This is a genomic window from Kitasatospora sp. NE20-6 (assembly GCF_045862635.1).
In genome coordinates this window covers 13030-30264 of the sequence record NZ_BPRL01000091.1, presented here as the reverse complement: position 1 = coordinate 30264, position 17235 = coordinate 13030, and the positions used below count along the sequence as shown (strand labels likewise).

17 protein-coding genes and 1 pseudogene are annotated in these 17235 nt (G+C 73.8%); 8 read left to right on the top strand and 10 right to left on the bottom strand.

Features of this window, described 5'->3' with window-relative positions:
• Both SNE206_RS37390 and SNE206_RS37385 read right to left on the bottom strand, forming a co-directional pair.
• A pseudogene (locus SNE206_RS37390) lies at positions 1 to 341 on the bottom strand (acetyl-CoA C-acyltransferase); the annotation flags it as partial.
• A gap of 82 nt (positions 342 to 423) precedes the next feature.
• Positions 424 to 1518 (bottom strand): SGNH/GDSL hydrolase family protein, encoded by a 1095-nt coding sequence (locus SNE206_RS37385; RefSeq protein WP_407918045.1) that lies wholly within the window; start codon positions 1516 to 1518, stop codon positions 424 to 426.
• Between the two features lie 144 nt (positions 1519 to 1662).
• On the opposite strand from SNE206_RS37385, the gene SNE206_RS37380 reads away from it, so the two are divergent.
• The 3 genes from SNE206_RS37380 to SNE206_RS37370 all read left to right on the top strand — a co-directional run bounded on the left by SNE206_RS37380 (position 1663) and on the right by SNE206_RS37370 (position 5449).
• A complete protein-coding gene (locus SNE206_RS37380; RefSeq protein ID WP_407918044.1) occupies positions 1663 to 3063 on the top strand; it encodes a cystathionine beta-synthase in 1401 nt (466 codons plus the stop codon).
• A gap of 553 nt (positions 3064 to 3616) precedes the next feature.
• Positions 3617 to 3943, top strand: a complete 327-nt coding sequence (locus tag SNE206_RS37375) for a hypothetical protein (protein WP_405011828.1) — start codon at positions 3617 to 3619, stop codon at positions 3941 to 3943.
• A 198-nt stretch (positions 3944 to 4141) separates the two neighbouring features.
• Positions 4142 to 5449 carry an Ig-like domain-containing protein gene (locus tag SNE206_RS37370; protein ID WP_407918043.1) on the top strand — a complete coding sequence of 436 codons (1308 nt, stop codon included), beginning with the start codon at positions 4142 to 4144 and terminating at the stop codon, positions 5447 to 5449.
• A gap of 120 nt (positions 5450 to 5569) precedes the next feature.
• Here the strand turns inward: SNE206_RS37370 and SNE206_RS37365 are convergent, their stop codons facing one another.
• Positions 5570 to 5932 (bottom strand): cupin domain-containing protein, encoded by a 363-nt coding sequence (locus SNE206_RS37365; RefSeq protein WP_407918042.1) that lies wholly within the window; start codon positions 5930 to 5932, stop codon positions 5570 to 5572.
• A gap of 252 nt (positions 5933 to 6184) precedes the next feature.
• Between SNE206_RS37365 and SNE206_RS37360 the strand changes: the two genes are divergently transcribed.
• Complete coding sequence (locus SNE206_RS37360) at positions 6185 to 6661, top strand: DUF1203 domain-containing protein (protein ID WP_407918041.1); 477 nt, start codon at positions 6185 to 6187, stop codon at positions 6659 to 6661.
• Positions 6662 to 6699: 38 nt separating this feature from the next.
• Here the strand turns inward: SNE206_RS37360 and msrA are convergent, their stop codons facing one another.
• The 4 genes from msrA to SNE206_RS37340 are packed head-to-tail and all read right to left on the bottom strand — an operon-like array spanning position 6700 to position 10369.
• A complete protein-coding gene (msrA, locus tag SNE206_RS37355) occupies positions 6700 to 7365 on the bottom strand; it encodes a peptide-methionine (S)-S-oxide reductase MsrA (protein ID WP_407918040.1) in 666 nt (221 codons plus the stop codon).
• 41 nt (positions 7366 to 7406) lie between these two features.
• Positions 7407 to 8522: a nucleotidyl transferase AbiEii/AbiGii toxin family protein gene (locus SNE206_RS37350; protein WP_407918039.1), complete on the bottom strand. Its 1116-nt coding sequence runs from the start codon at positions 8520 to 8522 to the stop codon at positions 7407 to 7409.
• On the bottom strand, positions 8519 to 9160 hold the full coding sequence (locus SNE206_RS37345) for a hypothetical protein (protein WP_407918038.1): 642 nt from the start codon (positions 9158 to 9160) through the stop codon (positions 8519 to 8521). Before SNE206_RS37345 ends, SNE206_RS37350 begins: the two co-directional genes overlap by 4 nt.
• Positions 9161 to 9172: 12 nt before the next feature.
• Positions 9173 to 10369, bottom strand: a complete 1197-nt coding sequence (locus SNE206_RS37340) for a hypothetical protein (RefSeq protein ID WP_407918037.1) — start codon at positions 10367 to 10369, stop codon at positions 9173 to 9175.
• A 328-nt stretch (positions 10370 to 10697) separates the two neighbouring features.
• Here SNE206_RS37340 and SNE206_RS37335 point away from each other — a divergent pair, with 328 nt between their 5' ends.
• On the top strand, positions 10698 to 11852 hold the full coding sequence (locus SNE206_RS37335; RefSeq protein WP_407918036.1) for a cystathionine gamma-synthase: 1155 nt from the start codon (positions 10698 to 10700) through the stop codon (positions 11850 to 11852).
• A gap of 60 nt (positions 11853 to 11912) precedes the next feature.
• On the opposite strand, the gene SNE206_RS37330 is transcribed toward SNE206_RS37335, so the two are convergent.
• Positions 11913 to 12386 (bottom strand): MarR family winged helix-turn-helix transcriptional regulator, encoded by a 474-nt coding sequence (locus SNE206_RS37330; protein ID WP_407918035.1) that lies wholly within the window; start codon positions 12384 to 12386, stop codon positions 11913 to 11915.
• A gap of 123 nt (positions 12387 to 12509) precedes the next feature.
• On the opposite strand from SNE206_RS37330, the gene ilvA reads away from it, so the two are divergent.
• From ilvA to SNE206_RS37315, 3 genes are all read left to right on the top strand, one after another.
• Positions 12510 to 13721 (top strand): threonine ammonia-lyase, encoded by a 1212-nt coding sequence (gene ilvA, locus SNE206_RS37325; protein ID WP_407918034.1) that lies wholly within the window; start codon positions 12510 to 12512, stop codon positions 13719 to 13721.
• Between the two features lie 257 nt (positions 13722 to 13978).
• Positions 13979 to 14998, top strand: coding sequence for an ATP-binding cassette domain-containing protein (locus SNE206_RS37320; RefSeq protein ID WP_407918033.1), 1020 nt, complete (start codon positions 13979 to 13981; stop codon positions 14996 to 14998).
• A 1-nt stretch (position 14999) separates the two neighbouring features.
• A complete protein-coding gene (locus SNE206_RS37315) occupies positions 15000 to 15863 on the top strand; it encodes an ABC transporter permease (RefSeq protein ID WP_407918032.1) in 864 nt (287 codons plus the stop codon).
• Positions 15864 to 15995: 132 nt separating this feature from the next.
• Here SNE206_RS37315 and greA read toward each other — a convergent pair whose 3' ends face one another.
• On the bottom strand, positions 15996 to 16493 hold the full coding sequence (gene greA / locus SNE206_RS37310) for a transcription elongation factor GreA (protein WP_405011815.1): 498 nt from the start codon (positions 16491 to 16493) through the stop codon (positions 15996 to 15998).
• 274 nt (positions 16494 to 16767) lie between these two features.
• Entirely contained in the window at positions 16768 to 17181 is a 414-nt protein-coding gene (locus SNE206_RS37305) for a DUF4307 domain-containing protein (RefSeq protein ID WP_407918031.1), read from the bottom strand.
• Positions 17182 to 17235: the final 54 nt, after the last annotated feature.

Below are 17235 nucleotides of genomic sequence, written 5' to 3'. Positions count from 1 at the left end.
GAGACGAAGATGTCGCCCTCGCCGGCCTTGATGGCGTGCAGCGCCATGCGGGTGGTCTGCAGCGAGGAGGAGCAGTAGCGGGTGACGGTGGTGCCGGGGAGGTGGTCCATGCCCATCTGGACCGCGACGATGCGGGCCAGGTTGTGGCCCTGCTCGCCGCCGGGCAGGCCGCAGCCGAGCATCAGGTCGTCGATCTGCCGCGGGTCGAGGCCGGGGACCTTCGCGAGGGCCGCGGCGATGACCTGGGCGGTCAGGTCGTCCGGGCGGACGTCCCTGAGGGATCCCTTGAACGCCCGGCCGATCGGCGAACGGGCGGCGCTGACGATGACGGCTTCGGGCATGGTGGGCTCCTCGCTGAGTGACCGGCTAGCGAGCATTCACTTGTGGGAGCGGATCGGCCCCCAATGACGCTCGGGAGGAAAATTACCGCTTGGTAGCTCCGGCGTCACCCGGTCCCGGGTGTGAGTTCGCCGACGCCCCCTCCGGCACCGGTGTCCCCGGCAGTCCGAGCCGCAGCCGGTGCCGCAGCAGGGCCCAGCGGGCGGCCGCGTCCGGACCGGCCGCCGCCACCTCCGTGCCGGACCGGCCCGCCGCGGCCGCCGCGGCCACCGCCACCGGCAGGACCGCCCGGGCCGTCGCCGGCTCGCCGCCGGCCCTCTCCTCGTCCTGCGGCCACAGGCCGAGCGCCGCGCAGAGCGAGGGCAGCATCGCCATCGCGGCCGTCGCGTACCCCTGCGAGGAGGGGTGGTAGCGGTCGGCGGCGAACATCTCGGGCCGTGCGGCGAACTCCGGGCCGAGCAGCGAGCCCAGCGAGACCGTCCGGCCGCCCGCCTCGACGACCGCGATCGTCTGGGCCGCGGCCAGCTGCCGGCTCACCCGCCGGGCCACCCAGCGCAGCGGCGGCCGCACCGGCTTGATCGTGCCGAGATCCGGGCAGGTGCCGACCACCACCTCGCAGCCGCCCGCCCGCAGCCGCCGGACGGCGTCGCCCAGCTCCCGGACGGACTGCGCGGCCGGGCTCCGCCGGGTCACGTCGTTCGCCCCGATCATGATCACCGCGAGCGCGGGGCGGTGCGGCAGGGCCAGCTCCACCTGCGGGGCGAGGTCGGCCGAGCGGGCGCCGGAGCGGGCCACGTTGACCAGCCGCACCCGGCGCTCCGCCACCGAGGCGAGCCCCGAGGCGAGCAGTGCCCCGGGCGTCTCCCGGCCGCGCGTCACCCCCAGCCCGGCCGCGGTCGAGTCGCCCAGGAACGCCAGGACGAGCGGCGCCCCGTCCGGTGCGGTGCCCGTCGTGCCGGTGCCCGTCGTGCCGATGCCGGCGAACGCGTCGCCGTACACCCCGTCCGCCCGCGGCGGATCGCCGTCCAGCAGTCCGATCGCCCGGACGGCGAGCCGGCTCTCGGTCAGCAGCAGTCCGGCCAGTCCAACGCCGAGCAGTCCGAGCCCACCGCCGCCGTACGCGGCCGCGGTGGCGATCCGGCGGGCGACCCGTGCCCGCGACGCCTGTGCCCCTGGCATCCTGCACCCCCTTGTGCGGTTTCCAGAGTCCTCGTACCCCTTAGTACCCCTCGGTGCCGCGTGCCTACCGGCAGCCGTCGGCCATCCGTGGCCATACCCTTTAGATACCCACAGTCACACGCGCCACTACCCGGGAGGATCCCCGTGCGGTACAGCAATTCGATCATCGAGTTGGTCGGCAACACGCCCCTGGTGAAGCTCACGAAGGTCACCGAGGGCATCACGGCGACGGTCCTGGCGAAGGTCGAGTACTTCAACCCGGGCGGCAGCGTGAAGGACCGGATCGCGGTGCGCATGATCGAGGCCGCCGAGGCCTCCGGCGCGCTCAAGCCCGGCGGCACGATCGTCGAGCCGACCTCGGGCAACACCGGCGTCGGCCTGGCGATCGTGGCCCAGCAGAAGGGCTACAAGTGCATCTTCGTCTGTCCGGACAAGGTCTCCACCGACAAGATCAACACGCTGCGCGCGTACGGCGCCGAGGTCGTGGTCTGTCCGACCGCGGTGGCCCCGGAGCACCCGGACTCGTACTACAACGTCTCCGACCGCCTCGTCCGTGAGACCCCGAACGCCTGGAAGCCGGACCAGTACTCCAACGCGGACAACCCGGCCTCGCACTACCACTCGACCGGCCCGGAGCTGTGGGAGCAGACGGACGGGAGGATCACCCACTTCGTCGCGGGCGTCGGCACCGGCGGCACCATCTCCGGCACCGGCCGCTACCTGAAGGACGTCTCCGAGGGGCGGGTCCAGGTCGTCGGTGCCGACCCGGAGGGCTCGGTGTACTCCGGCGGCACCGGCCGCCCGTACCTGGTCGAGGGCGTCGGCGAGGACTTCTGGCCGACCGCGTACGACCGCACCGTCGCGGACGAGATCGTGGCCGTGTCCGACAAGGACTCGTTCCAGATGACGCGGCGCCTCGCCAAGGAGGAGGGCCTGCTGGTGGGCGGCTCCTGCGGCATGGCGGTCGTCGCCGCGCTGGAGGTCGCCAGGCGGCTCGGCCCGGACGACGTCGTCGTCGTGCTGCTGCCGGACGGCGGCCGCGGCTACCTCTCCAAGATCTTCAACGACGACTGGATGGCCGACTACGGCTTCCTGCCCGCCGCGACCGACGAGGCGCACATCGGCGAGGTGCTCGCCCGCAAGGACGCCATCGAGCACGAGGGCATCCCGCAGTTCGTCCACATGCACCCGGGCGAGACCGTCGCCGAGGCCGTCCGCGTGCTGCGCGACTTCGGCGTCTCCCAGATGCCGGTGGTCTCCCCCGGCGCCGGGCACCCGGACATCATGGCGGGCGAGGTGATCGGTTCCGTCGTCGAGCGCGAGCTGCTGGAGGGCCTCTTCGCCCAGCGCGTCCAGCTGACCGACACCCTCGACAAGGTGATGTCGAAGCCGCTGCCGGTCGTCGGCTCCGGCGAGTCGGTCACCAACCTGATGGCCGTGCTGGAGAAGGCCGACGCCGTGGTGGTGCTGGTGGAGGGCAAGCCGCAGGGCATCGTCACCCGCCAGGACCTGCTGTCCTTCCTCACCAACCGCGCCGGCCACTGAGGGGCCGTCACCGCCGGCCGTTGAGGGGCCGTCACCGCCCCGGCCCGATCGGTGCGCCGAAAGAGTGAAAGCCGGCCCGCCGCTCGGTTGGTACACCGACGTCACCTCTGCGCATCACGCCATTAACAACGGCCGTGCAATGTAGTGGTCAACGGCAAGACGCCGAGCATGGTGGCAGCGGATACCGGGAGCGGCTCCCCGGTGCCGCAGTCACCACGGACACGTCGGTCGGCCCTGACCCGGCCTTCCGTGTCCCGCCCGCGGGGGTTGCCGTCGTCCCGCCCCTGTCCGACCAAGGCCTTCGGGTCGCGGTCACCGACAGGGTGCGGTGACCCCCGCGGCACCCATCGCGCCGAAAGGCGCGTCTCCGCGGCTCCCGGGTGGGGGAGTCGGGCGGAGTCGGAGCGGTCGGTCCCCGGGTATCCCGGGGACCGGCCCCTCCCGAACTCAGGGTTCCCGGTCGGCGGGTGGGCCGACCGGGAACCCTGCTTCGTCGTCCGCCCCGAACGGGTGCGGTTTGGGTCCGATGGCCCACTGACCTAGGCTCGCCGCCATGACCAGCACTGACCTGCCCGCGCAGGACGCCCCGCGTTACGTACGCCTCAGCATCGAGCTCATCGCCGAGATCACCGATGAGCAGGCCCTCAAGGCCGCCGCCCTCGCCCAGGTCGAGAACGACGAGTACCTGGACGACGAGGAGCGCGCCCAGTCCGTCGAGGCCATCGAGGTGGACCCCTCCGGGTCGCTCGCCCACTTCATCGACCCGGTCGCCCTGCTCGGCGACGTCCCCGGCATCGAGCTCACCTCGGCCACGTGGGAATCCGCCCACACCGAGTTCGACCCCGAGGAAGAGAGCTGGGACGAGTACACCGTCGAGTAGACGCCGTGACGGAAATCACGTCACCGAATGCCCGGTCCGGACTTCTCCGGACCGGGCATTTGTCCGTTATGGAGGTATGACAAGTACTCTCGTACGGTCTCAAGCATTTGTGACGGACCATGCCATTGATCCGAATTACGACGCTTGATCCGTACAGGCGCGCCGACCCGCGCAGGCACAGCAGCAGGGAGAACGACCGTGACGGCACCCCACCCCCAGGAGCACGGAACCACGACCGGCTGGAGCCGCCGAGGCGTCCTGGCCGGCCTGCTCGGCGCACCCGTCCTCCTGGTCGCGGCCTGCAACGGCGACTCCGGCGGCCCGGCCGCCGGCTCCACCGCGGCGGCCGGCCTGCCCGCGGGCGGCGCAGGCGGTGACGGTGACGGCACCGAGAACGGCGCCACCGACGGGGCGAGCAGCACCCCGGAGACGTCCGCCGCCCGGATATCCATAACCCCGGCCGACGGCAGTACGTCGGCCTCCTTCACCACGCCGATCCGGGTCACCGTGACCGGCGGCACGCTCTCCTCCGTCACCACCACCGACGGGGCCGGCCGCACCGTCGCCGGCACCCTCGCCGCCGACGGCCGCTCCTGGACCTCCACCGCGGCGCTCGCCAGCGGCACCGGCTACACCGTCGCCGCCTCCGCCACCGACCCGGACGGCCTGGAGGCCGACGCGCACGCCGAGTTCGCGACCGCCTCGCCCGCCCACACCTTCGTCGGGCACTTCACCCCGGAGAACGGCTCCACCGTCGGCGTCGGCATGCCGGTCTCGATCACCTTCAACAAGGCCGTCACCGACCGCAGGGCCGTCCAGCGGGCCATCACCGTCACCGCCGACACCGGCGTCGAGGTCGTCGGCCACTGGTACTCCAGCACCCGCCTCGACTTCCGCCCCCGCGAGTACTGGGCCAAGGGCACCACCGTCACCCTCAGCCTCCGTCTCAAGGACGTCGAAGGCGCCAAGGGCGTGTACGGCACCCAGTCGAAGGACATCCGCTTCACCGTCGGCCGCAGCCGCACCAGCGTCGCCGACCTCGCCGCCCACACGCTCACCGTCACCACCGACGGCGAGGTCACCGCGGTCCACCCGATCATCGGCGGCGCCCCCGCCACCCGGACCTGGGGCGGCAAGCTCGTCATCTCCGAGCAGTACCTCCAGACCAAGATGGACTCCCAGACCGTCGGCCTCGGCGACGAGTACAACATCCCCGACGTGCCCCACGCCCAGCGGCTCACCACCTCCGGCACGTTCATCCACGGCAACTACTGGTCGCCGTCCGCCGCCTTCGGCCAGGAGAACCTCAGCCACGGCTGCATAGCCCTCCGGGACGTCCAGGGCGCGGGCGACGACACCACCGACGGCGCCGCCTTCTTCAAGGGCTCGCTCGTCGGCGACGTCGTCGAGGTCGTCAACTCCGGCGACAAGACGGTCACGCCGTCCAACGGACTCAACGGCTGGAACCTCGGCTGGGCCGACTGGAAGGCCGGCAGCGCGATCTGACCCGCCCCGGTGCCCGGCGGCCTCCGTCCCACGGGGAGGCGGCCGGGCGGGAGGCGGCCGTGCGGGGCCGGGCGGGAGCCGGCGTGGCGGACCGCCGCCGCCGTCGGGCGGCCGGCGGGATCAGCGCTTCGCGTAGTCCGTGAACCCCTGCCAGTCGATCACCACGCACGCCTCGTCACCGACGACCCAGCCGTCGTGACCGGGCGGGCACACCATGAAGTCGCCGGGGCCGAACTCGTCCTCCTGGCCGTCGTCCATCACGATCCGCATGCGGCCCGACAGCACGTACCCCGCGTGCGAGGCCTGGCAGCTCTCCGTCCCGGCGATCGGCTTCACATGCCGCGACCACCGCCAGCCCGGCTCGAACGTGCCCCGGCCGACCGCGCCACCGGCGAGGTTGACCAGTTCCACCTTGCCGCTGCCCTCTTCGAAGGGGCGGACTTCCTCGGGTGCGTCGAGGCTCATACGGACGAGGCCGGACATGGCGGTGCTCCTCTCCGACGAGGACGGCGATCCCGCCCCGTCGGGCGCGGCCCTGCTGGTACCCCCAGTCTGCGCCCGTCCCGGGGGTGCGGCCAGGCCCGGACCGGCACCGGCCGGCCCGGACCGATCCGGTGCGGCGGAACGCCCCTGACGCCCCGCCCGCCCGCAGCGGTCCGCAGCGCCCGGGCCGCCCGCAGCGCCACGTCGCGAACCCGCCGGTGCCCGCGCCGGAGCCCCGGCAGGCTGGTCGGCATGACGACCCTGCGCATCGAACCGATCCCCGCCGACACCTGCGCCCGGCTCCTCCGGAGCGACGACGCCGGCCGGCCCCCCGTCCTCTCCGCCCCGGCCGAGGGGGGCGCCCCGCTGCGCTGCTGCCTCACCCGCGCCCGCCCCGGGGAGCGCGTCGCCCTCGTCAGCTACGCCCCGCTGCGCCGCTGGGCCGCCGCGACGGGCGCCGACCCCGGCCCGTACGACGAGCAGGGGCCCGTCTTCCTCCACGCGGACCCGTGCGACGGCCCCGCCCCCGGCTGGCCCGACGGCCTGCACACCGGGTCGAGGGTGCTCCGCGCGTACGACCGGCGGGGCCACATCCTGCGCGGCGTCCCCGTCGAACCCGCCGAGGCCCGGTCACGGGCCGAGGAACTGCTCACCGACCCGGAGGTCGAGGTGGTGCACGTGCGGGCCCTCGGGTTCGGCTGCTTCTTCCACACGGTGCAGCGCGCCTGAGCCCGCCCGGCACGGCTCCCGGGCCGTCGCCGCCCCGGTCACCCCTGCGTGCGGGCCACGCCGATCGGGCAGCTGGCGCCGGTGCCGCCGAGACCGCAGTAGCCGTTGGGGTTCTTCGCGTCGGAGAGGTACTGCTGGTGGTACGGCTCCGCGGCGTAGAACGGGCCGGCGGGGGCGATCTCGGTGGTGATGGCGCCCAGGCCGATCGCGCCCAGGGCGGGCTGGAAGGCGTCGCGGGAGGCTTCGGCGGCGGCCTGCTGGGCGGGGGAGTGCGTGTAGACGGCGGACCGGTACTGGGTGCCCACGTCGTTGCCCTGGCGGAAGCCCTGGGTGGGGTCGTGGGACTCCCAGAAGGTCTTCAGGAGGGTGTCGTACGGGACGAGTGCGGGGTCGTACACGACGCGGACGGCCTCGGTGTGGCCGGTCAGGCCGCTGCACACCTCGTCGTACGTCGGGTTCTCGGTGTGGCCGCCCTGGTAGCCGACGAGGGTCGTCCAGACGCCGGGGAGCTTCCAGAACGTCCGCTCGGCGCCCCAGAAGCAGCCGAGGCCGAAGTCGGCGACCTCCAGCCCGGCCGGGTAGGGGCCGTCGAGGGGGTGGCCGAGCACGGTGTGCGGCTCGGTGAGGGTGAACGCGGCGGAGGGGCGGCCGGGCAGCGCCTGGTCGGCGGTGACGAGCGCGCTCTTGTGGCGGTTGAACAGCAAGGCCTGCTCCAGGTGTCCGGCGGGTCAGGGTTCCGTGCGGTTCAACGCGGTCCGGTGCCTGCGGATTCCGGGGCGGTCCAGAGGGCGCGCAGTTCGTCCTCGCTGCGGCCGCCGAAGGTCGGGGCGAGCGCGGCGAGCAGCCGGGCGGCGTACTCGTCGGCGGTGCCGAGGTGCGGGTGGTCCTTCCGGAACTCGTCCCACTCGACGCACTCCAGGGCCTCGGCGAGGTCGTCGTGGACGATCGGACGGGTGGCGTACCAGTCGTCGTCGACGCCGTCGAAGACGCGGCGCAGCAGCTCGTAGCGGAGCGGCGTCGACTCGGCGAGCAGCACGGCGTCGTACAGGTCCTTGCCCTGGGCGAAGCCGTCGGTGATCAGCCAGAGGAGCTTCCAGGCGAGGGAGAGCTCCCGGTCGGCGGTGCGCAGGACGGCGGGCGCTCCGTCACCGGGACCGCCGTCGGCCGGGTCGGTGAGCGGCGGGCCGGCGAGCGGCGGTACGGCGGTGCGCACGGGCGGGGTCGGGATCGCCTCGGTGAAGACGAAGTCGAGCTGCACGCTGCCGCCGGGCAGGCCGTCGGCGCTCCACGGCACGACGAGCCGGCGGCCGGGCACCCGGGCGTACGTCCAGATCTCGTCCTGCGCGGCGTCGTCGGCGTGCAGCCGGACGGCGGCCGGGCGCTCCCCGGCCGCCACGGCGAGGGCGGTGAGCATCTCGCCGGTGCGCGGGTCGTCGAGCTCCCAGTCGGCGGGGGTGACGATGAAGTCGAGGTCGCCCGGCTCGCGGGCCTCCGCGCCGTACCAGGCGGTGAGCAGCACCGAGCCCCGTAGCACCAGGTGTTCGGCCCAGGGGGAGGCGGCGACCGCGGCGAGGACGGTGTCGAGCGCGGTGCGGCGGGCGCGGTACCAGGCGGCACCGGTGGCGGGGTCGGCGAACTCGGGGTCGCCGGCCCGCAGGGCCCGGGTGAACTCGGCGAGCGAGGGGTCGAAGACCGGCCGCTGGACGACGCCGTCGCCGACCACCGGACGGAGCGAGCGGGGCAGGCCGAGGTCCGCGCTCTCGTCGGCGGTGGGCCGCTGCTGCGGCACCCGGAGCTCCGGGCTCCACGGGCCGTACCCGAGGTCGTGCCAGGGGCCGTGGTCGGTGCTGGGGCGGGTCATCGGGTGAGCCTTTCGGTGATCCAGCCGGAGTCCAGGGTCTCGTCGGTGTCGAGCACCGCGAACTCCCTCTCGACGGAGACGATGTGGTGGCCGCTCAGCTCGTCGAGCAGTCCGTCGAGCCGCCGTCGCGCCGTGGTGGAGCCGACCATACGGCAGCGCTGGGTGACGAAGTGCTCCTGCCGGCCGTCGGGCCGGGTGCGCCGGGCGTTGCGGGACAGGTGGGCGTCGTGGCGTTCGGCGGCCGCGGTCAGCCGGGCACCGGGCGGGCCGCCGAGGAGCAGTTTGACGTGGTGCTCGAAGTAGTACGCGGGGCCGAGGGCGCGCGCCGCCGCGTCGGTGGCGGGCACGCCGTCGGCCCACGGCGCGGCCTCGATCTTGGTGCGGAGCACGGCGAACCCCTCGCGGCCCGCGGCCCCGGCGGTCCGCGCGGCGAGCGCGGCCGCCTCGGCGAACGGGCCGCGCACGGTCAGGGTCAGCATGGGCTGCACGGGGGCGGCGCCGCGGGCGAGTTCGATGTCGACGACCTTCAGCCCGCGCCCGGCGGCCCAGGCGGCGAGGCCCGGGCCGTGGTGCGGGGCGACGGTCAGATGGATCTCGAAGTCACCGGCGAACGGCGGTGTCGGGGCGGCGGCGTGCACCGGGGCATCCTGTCACCCGGCACCGACAGCGGACCGCGGGCCGGGCGGCTCCGGCGGCGCGGGCCGGCCGGCCGCGTCCCAGCCGGCCAGTGCACGGTTGCGGACGGTGCCGAACCACGCGGCCGGGTCGCTCGCCCACGACCACGGCGGGCTGCCCACGTGACGGCCGATCAGCCGGAACTGCTCGACGGCCTCCGCGTACCGCCCGTCGTGGGTGAGGCCGTAGGCGACGAGGTGGCGGAGCTCGGCGGCGCGCGGGTCGTCCGCGGGCACGGTGCCGAGGTCGGCGAGCACGCGGTCGACGGCCCGGCGGGCGGCGGGGGTGGTCCACGCGGCGAAGTCCTGCTGACGGGCGTCGACCGCCAGCAGGGCTTCGAGGACCAGGCCGGAGAGGAGGCTCTCCGGCGGGGCGGTGGCGGCGATCCGCTCGACGAAGGCGATCATCGGCTCCACCGGTTCGGTGGGCATGGGTGTGCGGTGCCGGAACGCCGACCGGTGGGCGCCGTAGTGGTGCGGGGCGCGGTCGACGGCCTTCCGGAGGATCGCGTCGAACTCCGTCCGGGACCGGCCCAGCGCGACCTCCAGCCGCCAGGCCCACGGTGACGGGTCGTCCGGGGCGAGCGTGGCCGCCCGCGTGCACGCGGGCAGCGCCTCGTCGAGCAGCAGGCGCAGGGTGCGCAGTTCCTCCTGGTGGAGCCGGCGTTCGGGCTGGATCGCCCGGAGGGCGCCGATCCGGGTGGCCAGGGTCGCGGCGTGCACCACGGCCGCGTCCGGGGAGTCCGGCTGCCTGCGGAGCCAGTTGCGCAGCCAGGTGTCGTCCTCGACGGCGTGCCGGGCGAGGGCCTCGATGCGCAGGTGGCGCTCGTTCCAGTCGGTGCCGGCCCCGGCGAGGTGGGCGGCCCAGGGGGTCCAGTCGCCGGACCGTGCGGCGGCCCGTGCCCGGTCGGCTGCCCTGCTCGCCGAGGTGGGGGGTGCGCCGCGGCCGGTGTCGAGGTCGGCCCGGGCGGGCAGGCCGAACGCGGTGGGGTCGAGCGCGGTGGGGTCGAGCGCGGTGGCGGCCCCGGAGGTCCCGGCGGCTGCTGCGGCGGCCCGGGCCTCCAGGTCCTTGATCCGGCGGTCGAGCTGCGCGACCCGCCGCCCGGCGTACCACCGCAGGGCGCGTTCGGCGACGAACAGGACGGCCACGGCGACGGCGATCCAGACGCTCATGCGGTTCCTTCCGGGGTCCGGCGACGGCCGTGCGGGGCCGTGCGGGGGTTGCCGTGCAGGTGGGGCGTGCAGATGGGGCCCGTGCAGGTGGCGCGTGCGGGAGGGGCGGGCGGCGCGGGAGGACCGCAGGACGGGCGGGGTGCCGGCGGGCGCGCGGCGGGCCGCGCCTGTGCGCCTCCCCCCGGGGGCGTCGATCGGGCAGCGATGCGGAGCTGTGATCGTATCGGCCGGGTACGACGGCGGGCAGGGTTTTCGCGCCCGCGCCGTGCCCGCGCCGTGCCCGTGCTGTGCCCGTGCGCCTGGCCGTGGGCGCACTAGGCTCGGAGGCATGACCGAGCACCAGCTTCACCACGGCTTCGAGACCCTCGCCATCCACGCAGGTCAGGAAGCAGACCCCCGGACCGGGGCCGTCGTCACGCCGATCTACCAGGTGTCCACGTACAAGCAGGACGGCGTGGGCGGCCTGCGCGAGGGCTACGAGTACAGCCGCTCCGCCAACCCGACGCGCACCGCGCTGGAGGAGTGCCTCGCCTCGCTGGAGGGCGGCGCCCGCGGCCTCGCCTTCGCGTCCGGCCTCGCGGCCGAGGACACCCTGCTGCGCACGATCCTCAAGCCGGGCGACCACATCGTCATCCCGAACGACGCCTACGGCGGCACGTTCCGGCTGTTCGCGAAGGTGCTGACGCGCTGGGGCGTGGAGTTCTCCGTCGCCAACACCCAGGACCTCGCGGACGTCCGTGCCCAGCTGCGCCCGAACACCCGCGCGGTGTGGGTGGAGACGCCGTCCAACCCGCTGCTGGGCATCACCGACCTCACGGCGCTCGCCGAGGTCGCGCACGGCGCGGGTGCGCTGCTCGTGGTCGACAACACCTTCGCGAGCCCGTACCTGCAGCAGCCGATCGCGTTCGGCGCGGACGCCGTCGTGCACTCGACGACCAAGTACATGGGCGGCCACTCCGACGTCGTCGGCGGTGCGCTGGTGCTGGCCGAGGCCGGCCTGGGCGAGGAGGTCGCCTACCACCAGAACGCGATGGGCGCGGTCTCCGGCCCGTTCGACGCGTGGCTGGTGATGCGCGGCATCAAGACGCTCGGGGTGCGCATGGACCGGCACAGCGCCAACGCGGAGAAGGTCGTCGAGCTGCTGACCGGCCACCCGAAGGTGCACCAGGTGCTCTACCCGGGCTTGCCCGAGCACCAGGGCCACGACGTCGCGGCCAAGCAGATGAAGGCCTTCGGCGGCATGGTGTCCTTCCGCGTGAACGGCGGCGAGGAGGCGGCGGTCGAGGTCTGCAACCGCACGAAGCTGATCACCCTGGGCGAGTCGCTGGGCGGCGTGGAGTCGCTCATCGAGCACCCCGGCCGCATGACGCACGCCTCGGTGGCGGGCTCGGCGCTGGAGGTGCCGGCCGACCTGGTGCGGCTGTCGGTGGGCATCGAGTCGGTGGACGACCTGCTCGCCGACCTCCGCCAGGCCCTGGGCTAGGCCCTCGGCCCGGGCTCCCGGGCCGGCCCGGCCCTGCCCTGGCTCCCGGCCCGGGCCGTGTCAGGGCAGGTCGTCGGCCGCGTACGTCCCCAGCGAGTCGGTGAACCGGGCCAGCAGGGTGAGGAACGCCCGCTGCTCGTCGGCCGGCCAGTCGGCCGTGAGGCGGCGCATCAGCTCCTCGCGGCCGGCCCGCACCTCCGCGAGCCGCCGGTCGCCGAGCGGGGTGAGGGCGAGGTGCACGGCCCGGCGGTCCGCCGGGTACGGCACCCGCCCGGCCAGGCCCGCCGCGACGAGCGGCGCGGCCTGGCGGGTGACGGTGGAGGAGTCGACGCCGAGTGCCGCCGCGAGCGCCTTGACGCTCGCCGGGCCGCACCGGTGCAGTTCGTCGAGCAGCAGGTAGGCGGCCCGGTCGAGGGAGCCGACCGCGCCGTGCCGGAGCTGGTCCAGGCGGCGGGCGAACACCGCCAGCTGGTACTGGAGCTGGTTGTGGAGGGGGTCGTTGCCGGGGGCGGCCGGGGGCGAGGGCGTCGTCATCGCGGCTCACGTTCACGAGGCGGTTCGGGTGCTCCGAGCCAGCAGGGTACGCCGGACGGCCCGGCCCGGGAACAGGCCCGGCGCTGCCCGGAGGCGTACCCGCGCAGCCGTACGCTGATCCGCATGCAGAGCTGGCCGATCACCCTCGACGACGTCCGCGGTGCGCAGAAGATGCTGGCCGGGGTCGCCCGTGTCACGCCGATGGAGAGCAGCCGGTACCTCTCCGCGCTGGTCGGTGCGCCCGTCCACCTCAAGTGCGAGAACCTGCAGCGCACCGGCTCGTTCAAACTGCGCGGCGCGTACGTGCGGATCGCCGGGCTGACGCCGGTCGAGAAGGCCTGCGGCGTGGTCGCGGCGAGCGCGGGCAACCACGCGCAGGGGGTGGCGCTGGCGGCGGCGCTGCTCGGGGTGCGCTCCACCGTCTTCATGCCGCTCGCCGCGCCGCTGCCGAAGGTCGCGGCGACCCGCGAGTACGGCGCCGAGGTGCGGCTGCACGGCGCCACGGTGGACGAGGCCCTGCAGGCCGCGCAGCGCTGGTCGGAGGCGAGCGGCGCGGTGTTCATCCACCCCTTCGACCACTGGGACGTCGTCACCGGCCAGGCCACGGTGGGCCTGGAGATCCTGGAGCAGTGCCCGGAGGTGCGCACCATCCTCGTCGGCGTGGGCGGCGGCGGGCTGCTCGCGGGGATCGCGGCGGCGGTCAAGCCGCTGCGGCCGGACGTCCGGGTGGTGGGGGTGCAGGCGGCGGGTGCCGCCGCGTACCCGCCGTCGCTGGCGGCCGGGCGTCCGGTGTCGCTGGAGCGGGTCGCGACGATGGCGGACGGGATCATGGTCGGCCGGCCGGGCGACATCCCCTTCGAGGTGGTGAACACCCTGGCGGACGGCATCCGCACGGTCTCCGAGGACTCGCTGTCACGGGCGCTGCTGGTCGGCCTGGAGCGGCTGAAACTCGTCGTCGAACCGGCCGGGGCGAGCCCGATCGCGGCGTTGCTGGAGCAGCCGGGCTCCTTCGAGGGCCCGGTGGTGGCGGTGCTGTCGGGCGGCAACATCGACCCGCAGCTGATGCAGCGGGTGCTGCGGCACGGCCTCGCGGCGGCGGGCCGCTACCTGTCGCTGCGGGTGCGCCTCGCGGACAAGCCCGGTGCGCTGGGGGGCATGCTCTCGGTGCTGACCAGGGCGGACGCGAACGTGCTGGACGTCGCGCACGTGCGGATCGATCCGCAGCTCGGGCTCTCCGAGGTGGAGGTCGACCTGCACCTGGAGACCAAGGGGCCGGAGCACTGCGCGCTGGTGCTGGGGGAGCTGCGCGAGGCGGGCTACGTCGTCTCCCGGTAGGCGTCTCCTGCGGGGCGTCTCCCGGTGGTCGTCATCCGTGAGGCGTCTCCCGGTAGGCGTCTCCCGGTAGGCGTCTCCTGCGGGGCGTGCGGGCCCGGGCCGCGCCCCCCGGAGGAGTGGCGGAGCAAAATCGCTTGACGCGATATATCGCGAGATGCCATCCTCTCGCGATGTATCGCGATGCTCGACCTCCGCCCGCCCGGGCGGCTGTGTGACGATCAGAAGACATAACGGATAAACAGGAGATGAGGCAGGCCATGGCGCCAGCCATCCAAGCCGAGAACCTCGTGAAGACCTTCGGCGACGTCCGCGCCCTCGACGGCGTCAGCCTCGACGTGCCCGAAGGCACCGTGCTGGGCCTGCTCGGCCCGAACGGAGCAGGCAAGACCACCACCGTGCGGGTGCTCACGACGCTGCTCCGCCCCGACTCCGGCCGCGCCACCGTCGCCGGCGTCGACGTGCTCGCCCACCCCAACAAGGTGCGCAGCCTGATAGGCCTCTCCGGCCAGTACGCGGCCGTCGACGAGTACCTCACCGGCTTCGAGAACCTCCAGATGGTCGGGGAGCTCTACCAGATGAGCGCCCGCGACGCGAAGGCCCGCGCCCGCGAGCTGCTGGAGTGGTTCAACCTCACCGAGGCCGCCGACCGCACCGCCAAGACGTACTCCGGCGGCATGCGCCGCCGCCTCGACCTCGCCGCCGCCCTGGTCGTCCGCCCGCCGGTGATGTTCATGGACGAACCCACCACCGGCCTCGACCCGCGCAACCGGCTCGCCCTCTGGGAGGTCATCGAGACCCTCGTCGACCAGGGCACGACGCTGCTGCTCACCACGCAGTACCTGGAGGAGGCCGACCGCCTCGCCCACGACATCGCCGTCGTCGACCAGGGGCGCGTCATCGCCCGCGGCACCGCCGACGAGCTCAAGGCGCAGATCGGCGGCGAGCGCATCGAGCTCGTCGTGCACCGCGCCGACGAGGTCGCCCAGGCCGTGGCGTCGCTCGCGCCGTACGCGCTCGGCGAGCCCGCGGTGGAGCGCAACACCCGGAAGATCACCGTGCCGGTCAGCGGCGGCTCCAAGGTGCTCGCGGACGTCATCCGCGAACTCGACGCCCGCACCATCGAGATCGACGACATCGGCCTGCGCCGCCCCACCCTCGACGACGTCTTCCTGTCGCTCACCGGCCACGCCACCGAGGCCGGGGAGAACGGCGAGGGCGGCACGGACGGCTCGCAGAAGACGGCGAAGGCCCGCCGCGGCCACGGGAAGGAGTCCTGAGATGACGACCGCCTCCACCACCGGGCACGCCATAGGCGGCGGTGTCCCCCGGCAGCGCACCGGGATCGCCGCGATCCTCCACGACTCCTGGGTCATCGCCCGGCGCAACCTGCGCCGCATGATGCGCATCCCCGAGATCGTGGTCTTCGGCCTCATGCAGCCGGTCATGTTCGTGCTGCTGTTCTCGTACGTCATGGGCGGCGCGATCCAGATCCCCGGGACGCAGGCCAGCCAGGACGCGTACATCCAGTTCCTGATGGCCGGCATCTTCGCGCAGACCGTCACCTTCGCGGTGGCGGGCGCCTCGGCCGGCATCGCGGAGGACATGACCAAGGGCCTGGTCGACCGCTTCCGCTCGCTGCCGATGACCCGCTCCGCGGTGCTCGTCGGCCGCACCCTCGCCGACCTGGTGCAGACCGCGTTCATCCTGCTGGTGCTCGCCCTGGTGGCGCTGCTGGTGGGCTGGCGCATCCACGACGGCATCTGGGAGGCGCTCGGTGCCTTCGGCCTGCTGCTGCTGCTGGGCTACGCCTTCTCCTGGATCGGCGCGCTCATCGGCCTGTCGGTGCGCAGCCCCGAGGCGGCCACCTCGGCCGGCCTGATCTGGCTGTTCCCGCTGACGTTCATCTCCAACGCCTTCGTGCCGATCAGCTCGATGCCGGGCTGGCTGCAGCCGATCGCCTACTGGAACCCGTTCTCGGCGACCGTGCAGGCCTGCCGCGACCTCTTCGGCAACCAGGTCGGTCCGGTCGACGAGGCCTGGCCGATGCAGCACGCGGTGCCGGTGTCGATCGTCTGGTCGCTGGTGATCATGGCCCTGTTCTCCTGGCTCTCGGTGCGCAAGTACCGCTCCGCCGCGGGCTGAGCAGGAGCACGAGCGCGAGCACGAGCGGCACGACGCCGCGGTGCGGGGCACCGCGAGCCGCAGGAAAAGCAGGAGGAAGAGGGGCGGACCCGGCGTGTCGCCGGGTCCGCCCCTCCGTGCGCGGTGCCGCGCTCAGCCCGCGTGGGGCTTGGCCTCGATGACGGTCACGCTCGCACGCTTGCCGTTCGGCATCTCGTACGTGGCGTCCTCGCCGACCTTCTTGCCGTTGATCGCGCGGCCGAGCGGCGACTGCGGGGAGTAGATGTCGAGGTCCTCGCCGGCCACCTCGCGGGAGCCGAGCAGGAAGCGCATGGTGTCGTCCGTGTCGCCGTCGAAGGCCACGGTCACGATCATGCCGGGGGCGACGATGCCGGAGTCCGCGGGGGACTCGCCGACCTTCGCGCGCTCCAGCAGCTGGGTGAGCTGGCGGATGCGGGCCTCGTACTTGCCCTGCTCCTCCTTGGCCGCGTGGTAACCGGCGTTCTCCTTGAGGTCACCCTCCTCGCGCGCCGCCTCGATCTTCTGGGCGATCTCGATGCGCCAGGGACCGGTCAGGTGCTCCAGCTCGGCCTTGAGCTGGTCGTAGCCGGACTGAGTGAGCCAGGTCACGTCATCGCTGGTCTGGGTCACAGGTGCTCCTCGTCGGTACTGGGCTGTGCTGAGGGTTGGTCGTCAGCAGGATTCGGTGTCACTACAAAGCAACGCCCGCTCCCGTGTGCGTGCTCGGAAGGGGCGAAACCACGAGCCTAACAATTTCCGCCTCCCGGCGGGAGGGGCGCTCGCGGGTGTCCGGGTACGGCAACGGCCGCGGCGCAGGGCCGCGGCACTCCGTGGGGATGCCCGCCTCATCCCCGAATATGCGCCCGGCCGGGTGAGATCTGCAAAGGGACCGCCCCGGCGGCGGCTACTTCCGCGGCGTGCAGCCCAGCACCTCGGCCGTGACCCCGCGGGCCGTCGTGTGCAGGGTGACGACCTTCGAGTACGTCGATCCCCCGGCCGGCACGGGGAAGTCGAACAGGCCCACCACGGCCTTGTCCGCGCTCATCGAGCGGACGGTGCACACCCCCGCCGTGCCGGACTTCTTGCGCACCGACAGCTGCAGCTGCAGCTCGCTGTCCGAGACCGCCTGGAAGGTCGGCACGCTCGCGTTGATGGTGCTCTCCCGCAGCATGTACGAGCCGCCCAGCCACGCCACCACGCCCAGGAACAGCACCCCGCACACCACGGCGGCCCTCCGCAGGCGGCGGTCGGCCTCCGCGTCGGAGCGGCGGCTGTACCGGCCGTCGGGCAGGGCGGAGGTCGTACGGCTCAGGTCCATGGGCGGCTCGGTCCTTTCGACGAGGGGCTCTCGGGCTGACGGGGGAATGGAGCG

Coding starts and splice junctions, on each gene's coding strand:
- SNE206_RS37320 (WP_407918033.1), top strand. CDS start 13,979: ATGGCGCCAGCCATCCAAGCCGAGAACCTCGTGAAGACCTTCGGCGAC.
- SNE206_RS37385 (WP_407918045.1), bottom strand. CDS start 1,518: ATGCCAGGGGCACAGGCGTCGCGGGCACGGGTCGCCCGCCGGATCGCC.
- SNE206_RS37335 (WP_407918036.1), top strand. CDS start 10,698: ATGACCGAGCACCAGCTTCACCACGGCTTCGAGACCCTCGCCATCCAC.
- SNE206_RS37360 (WP_407918041.1), top strand. CDS start 6,185: ATGACGACCCTGCGCATCGAACCGATCCCCGCCGACACCTGCGCCCGG.
- ilvA (WP_407918034.1), top strand. CDS start 12,510: ATGCAGAGCTGGCCGATCACCCTCGACGACGTCCGCGGTGCGCAGAAG.
- SNE206_RS37315 (WP_407918032.1), top strand. CDS start 15,000: ATGACGACCGCCTCCACCACCGGGCACGCCATAGGCGGCGGTGTCCCC.
- SNE206_RS37340 (WP_407918037.1), bottom strand. CDS start 10,369: ATGAGCGTCTGGATCGCCGTCGCCGTGGCCGTCCTGTTCGTCGCCGAA.
- SNE206_RS37330 (WP_407918035.1), bottom strand. CDS start 12,386: ATGACGACGCCCTCGCCCCCGGCCGCCCCCGGCAACGACCCCCTCCAC.
- SNE206_RS37375 (WP_405011828.1), top strand. CDS start 3,617: ATGACCAGCACTGACCTGCCCGCGCAGGACGCCCCGCGTTACGTACGC.
- SNE206_RS37365 (WP_407918042.1), bottom strand. CDS start 5,932: ATGTCCGGCCTCGTCCGTATGAGCCTCGACGCACCCGAGGAAGTCCGC.
- SNE206_RS37350 (WP_407918039.1), bottom strand. CDS start 8,522: ATGACCCGCCCCAGCACCGACCACGGCCCCTGGCACGACCTCGGGTAC.
- SNE206_RS37305 (WP_407918031.1), bottom strand. CDS start 17,181: ATGGACCTGAGCCGTACGACCTCCGCCCTGCCCGACGGCCGGTACAGC.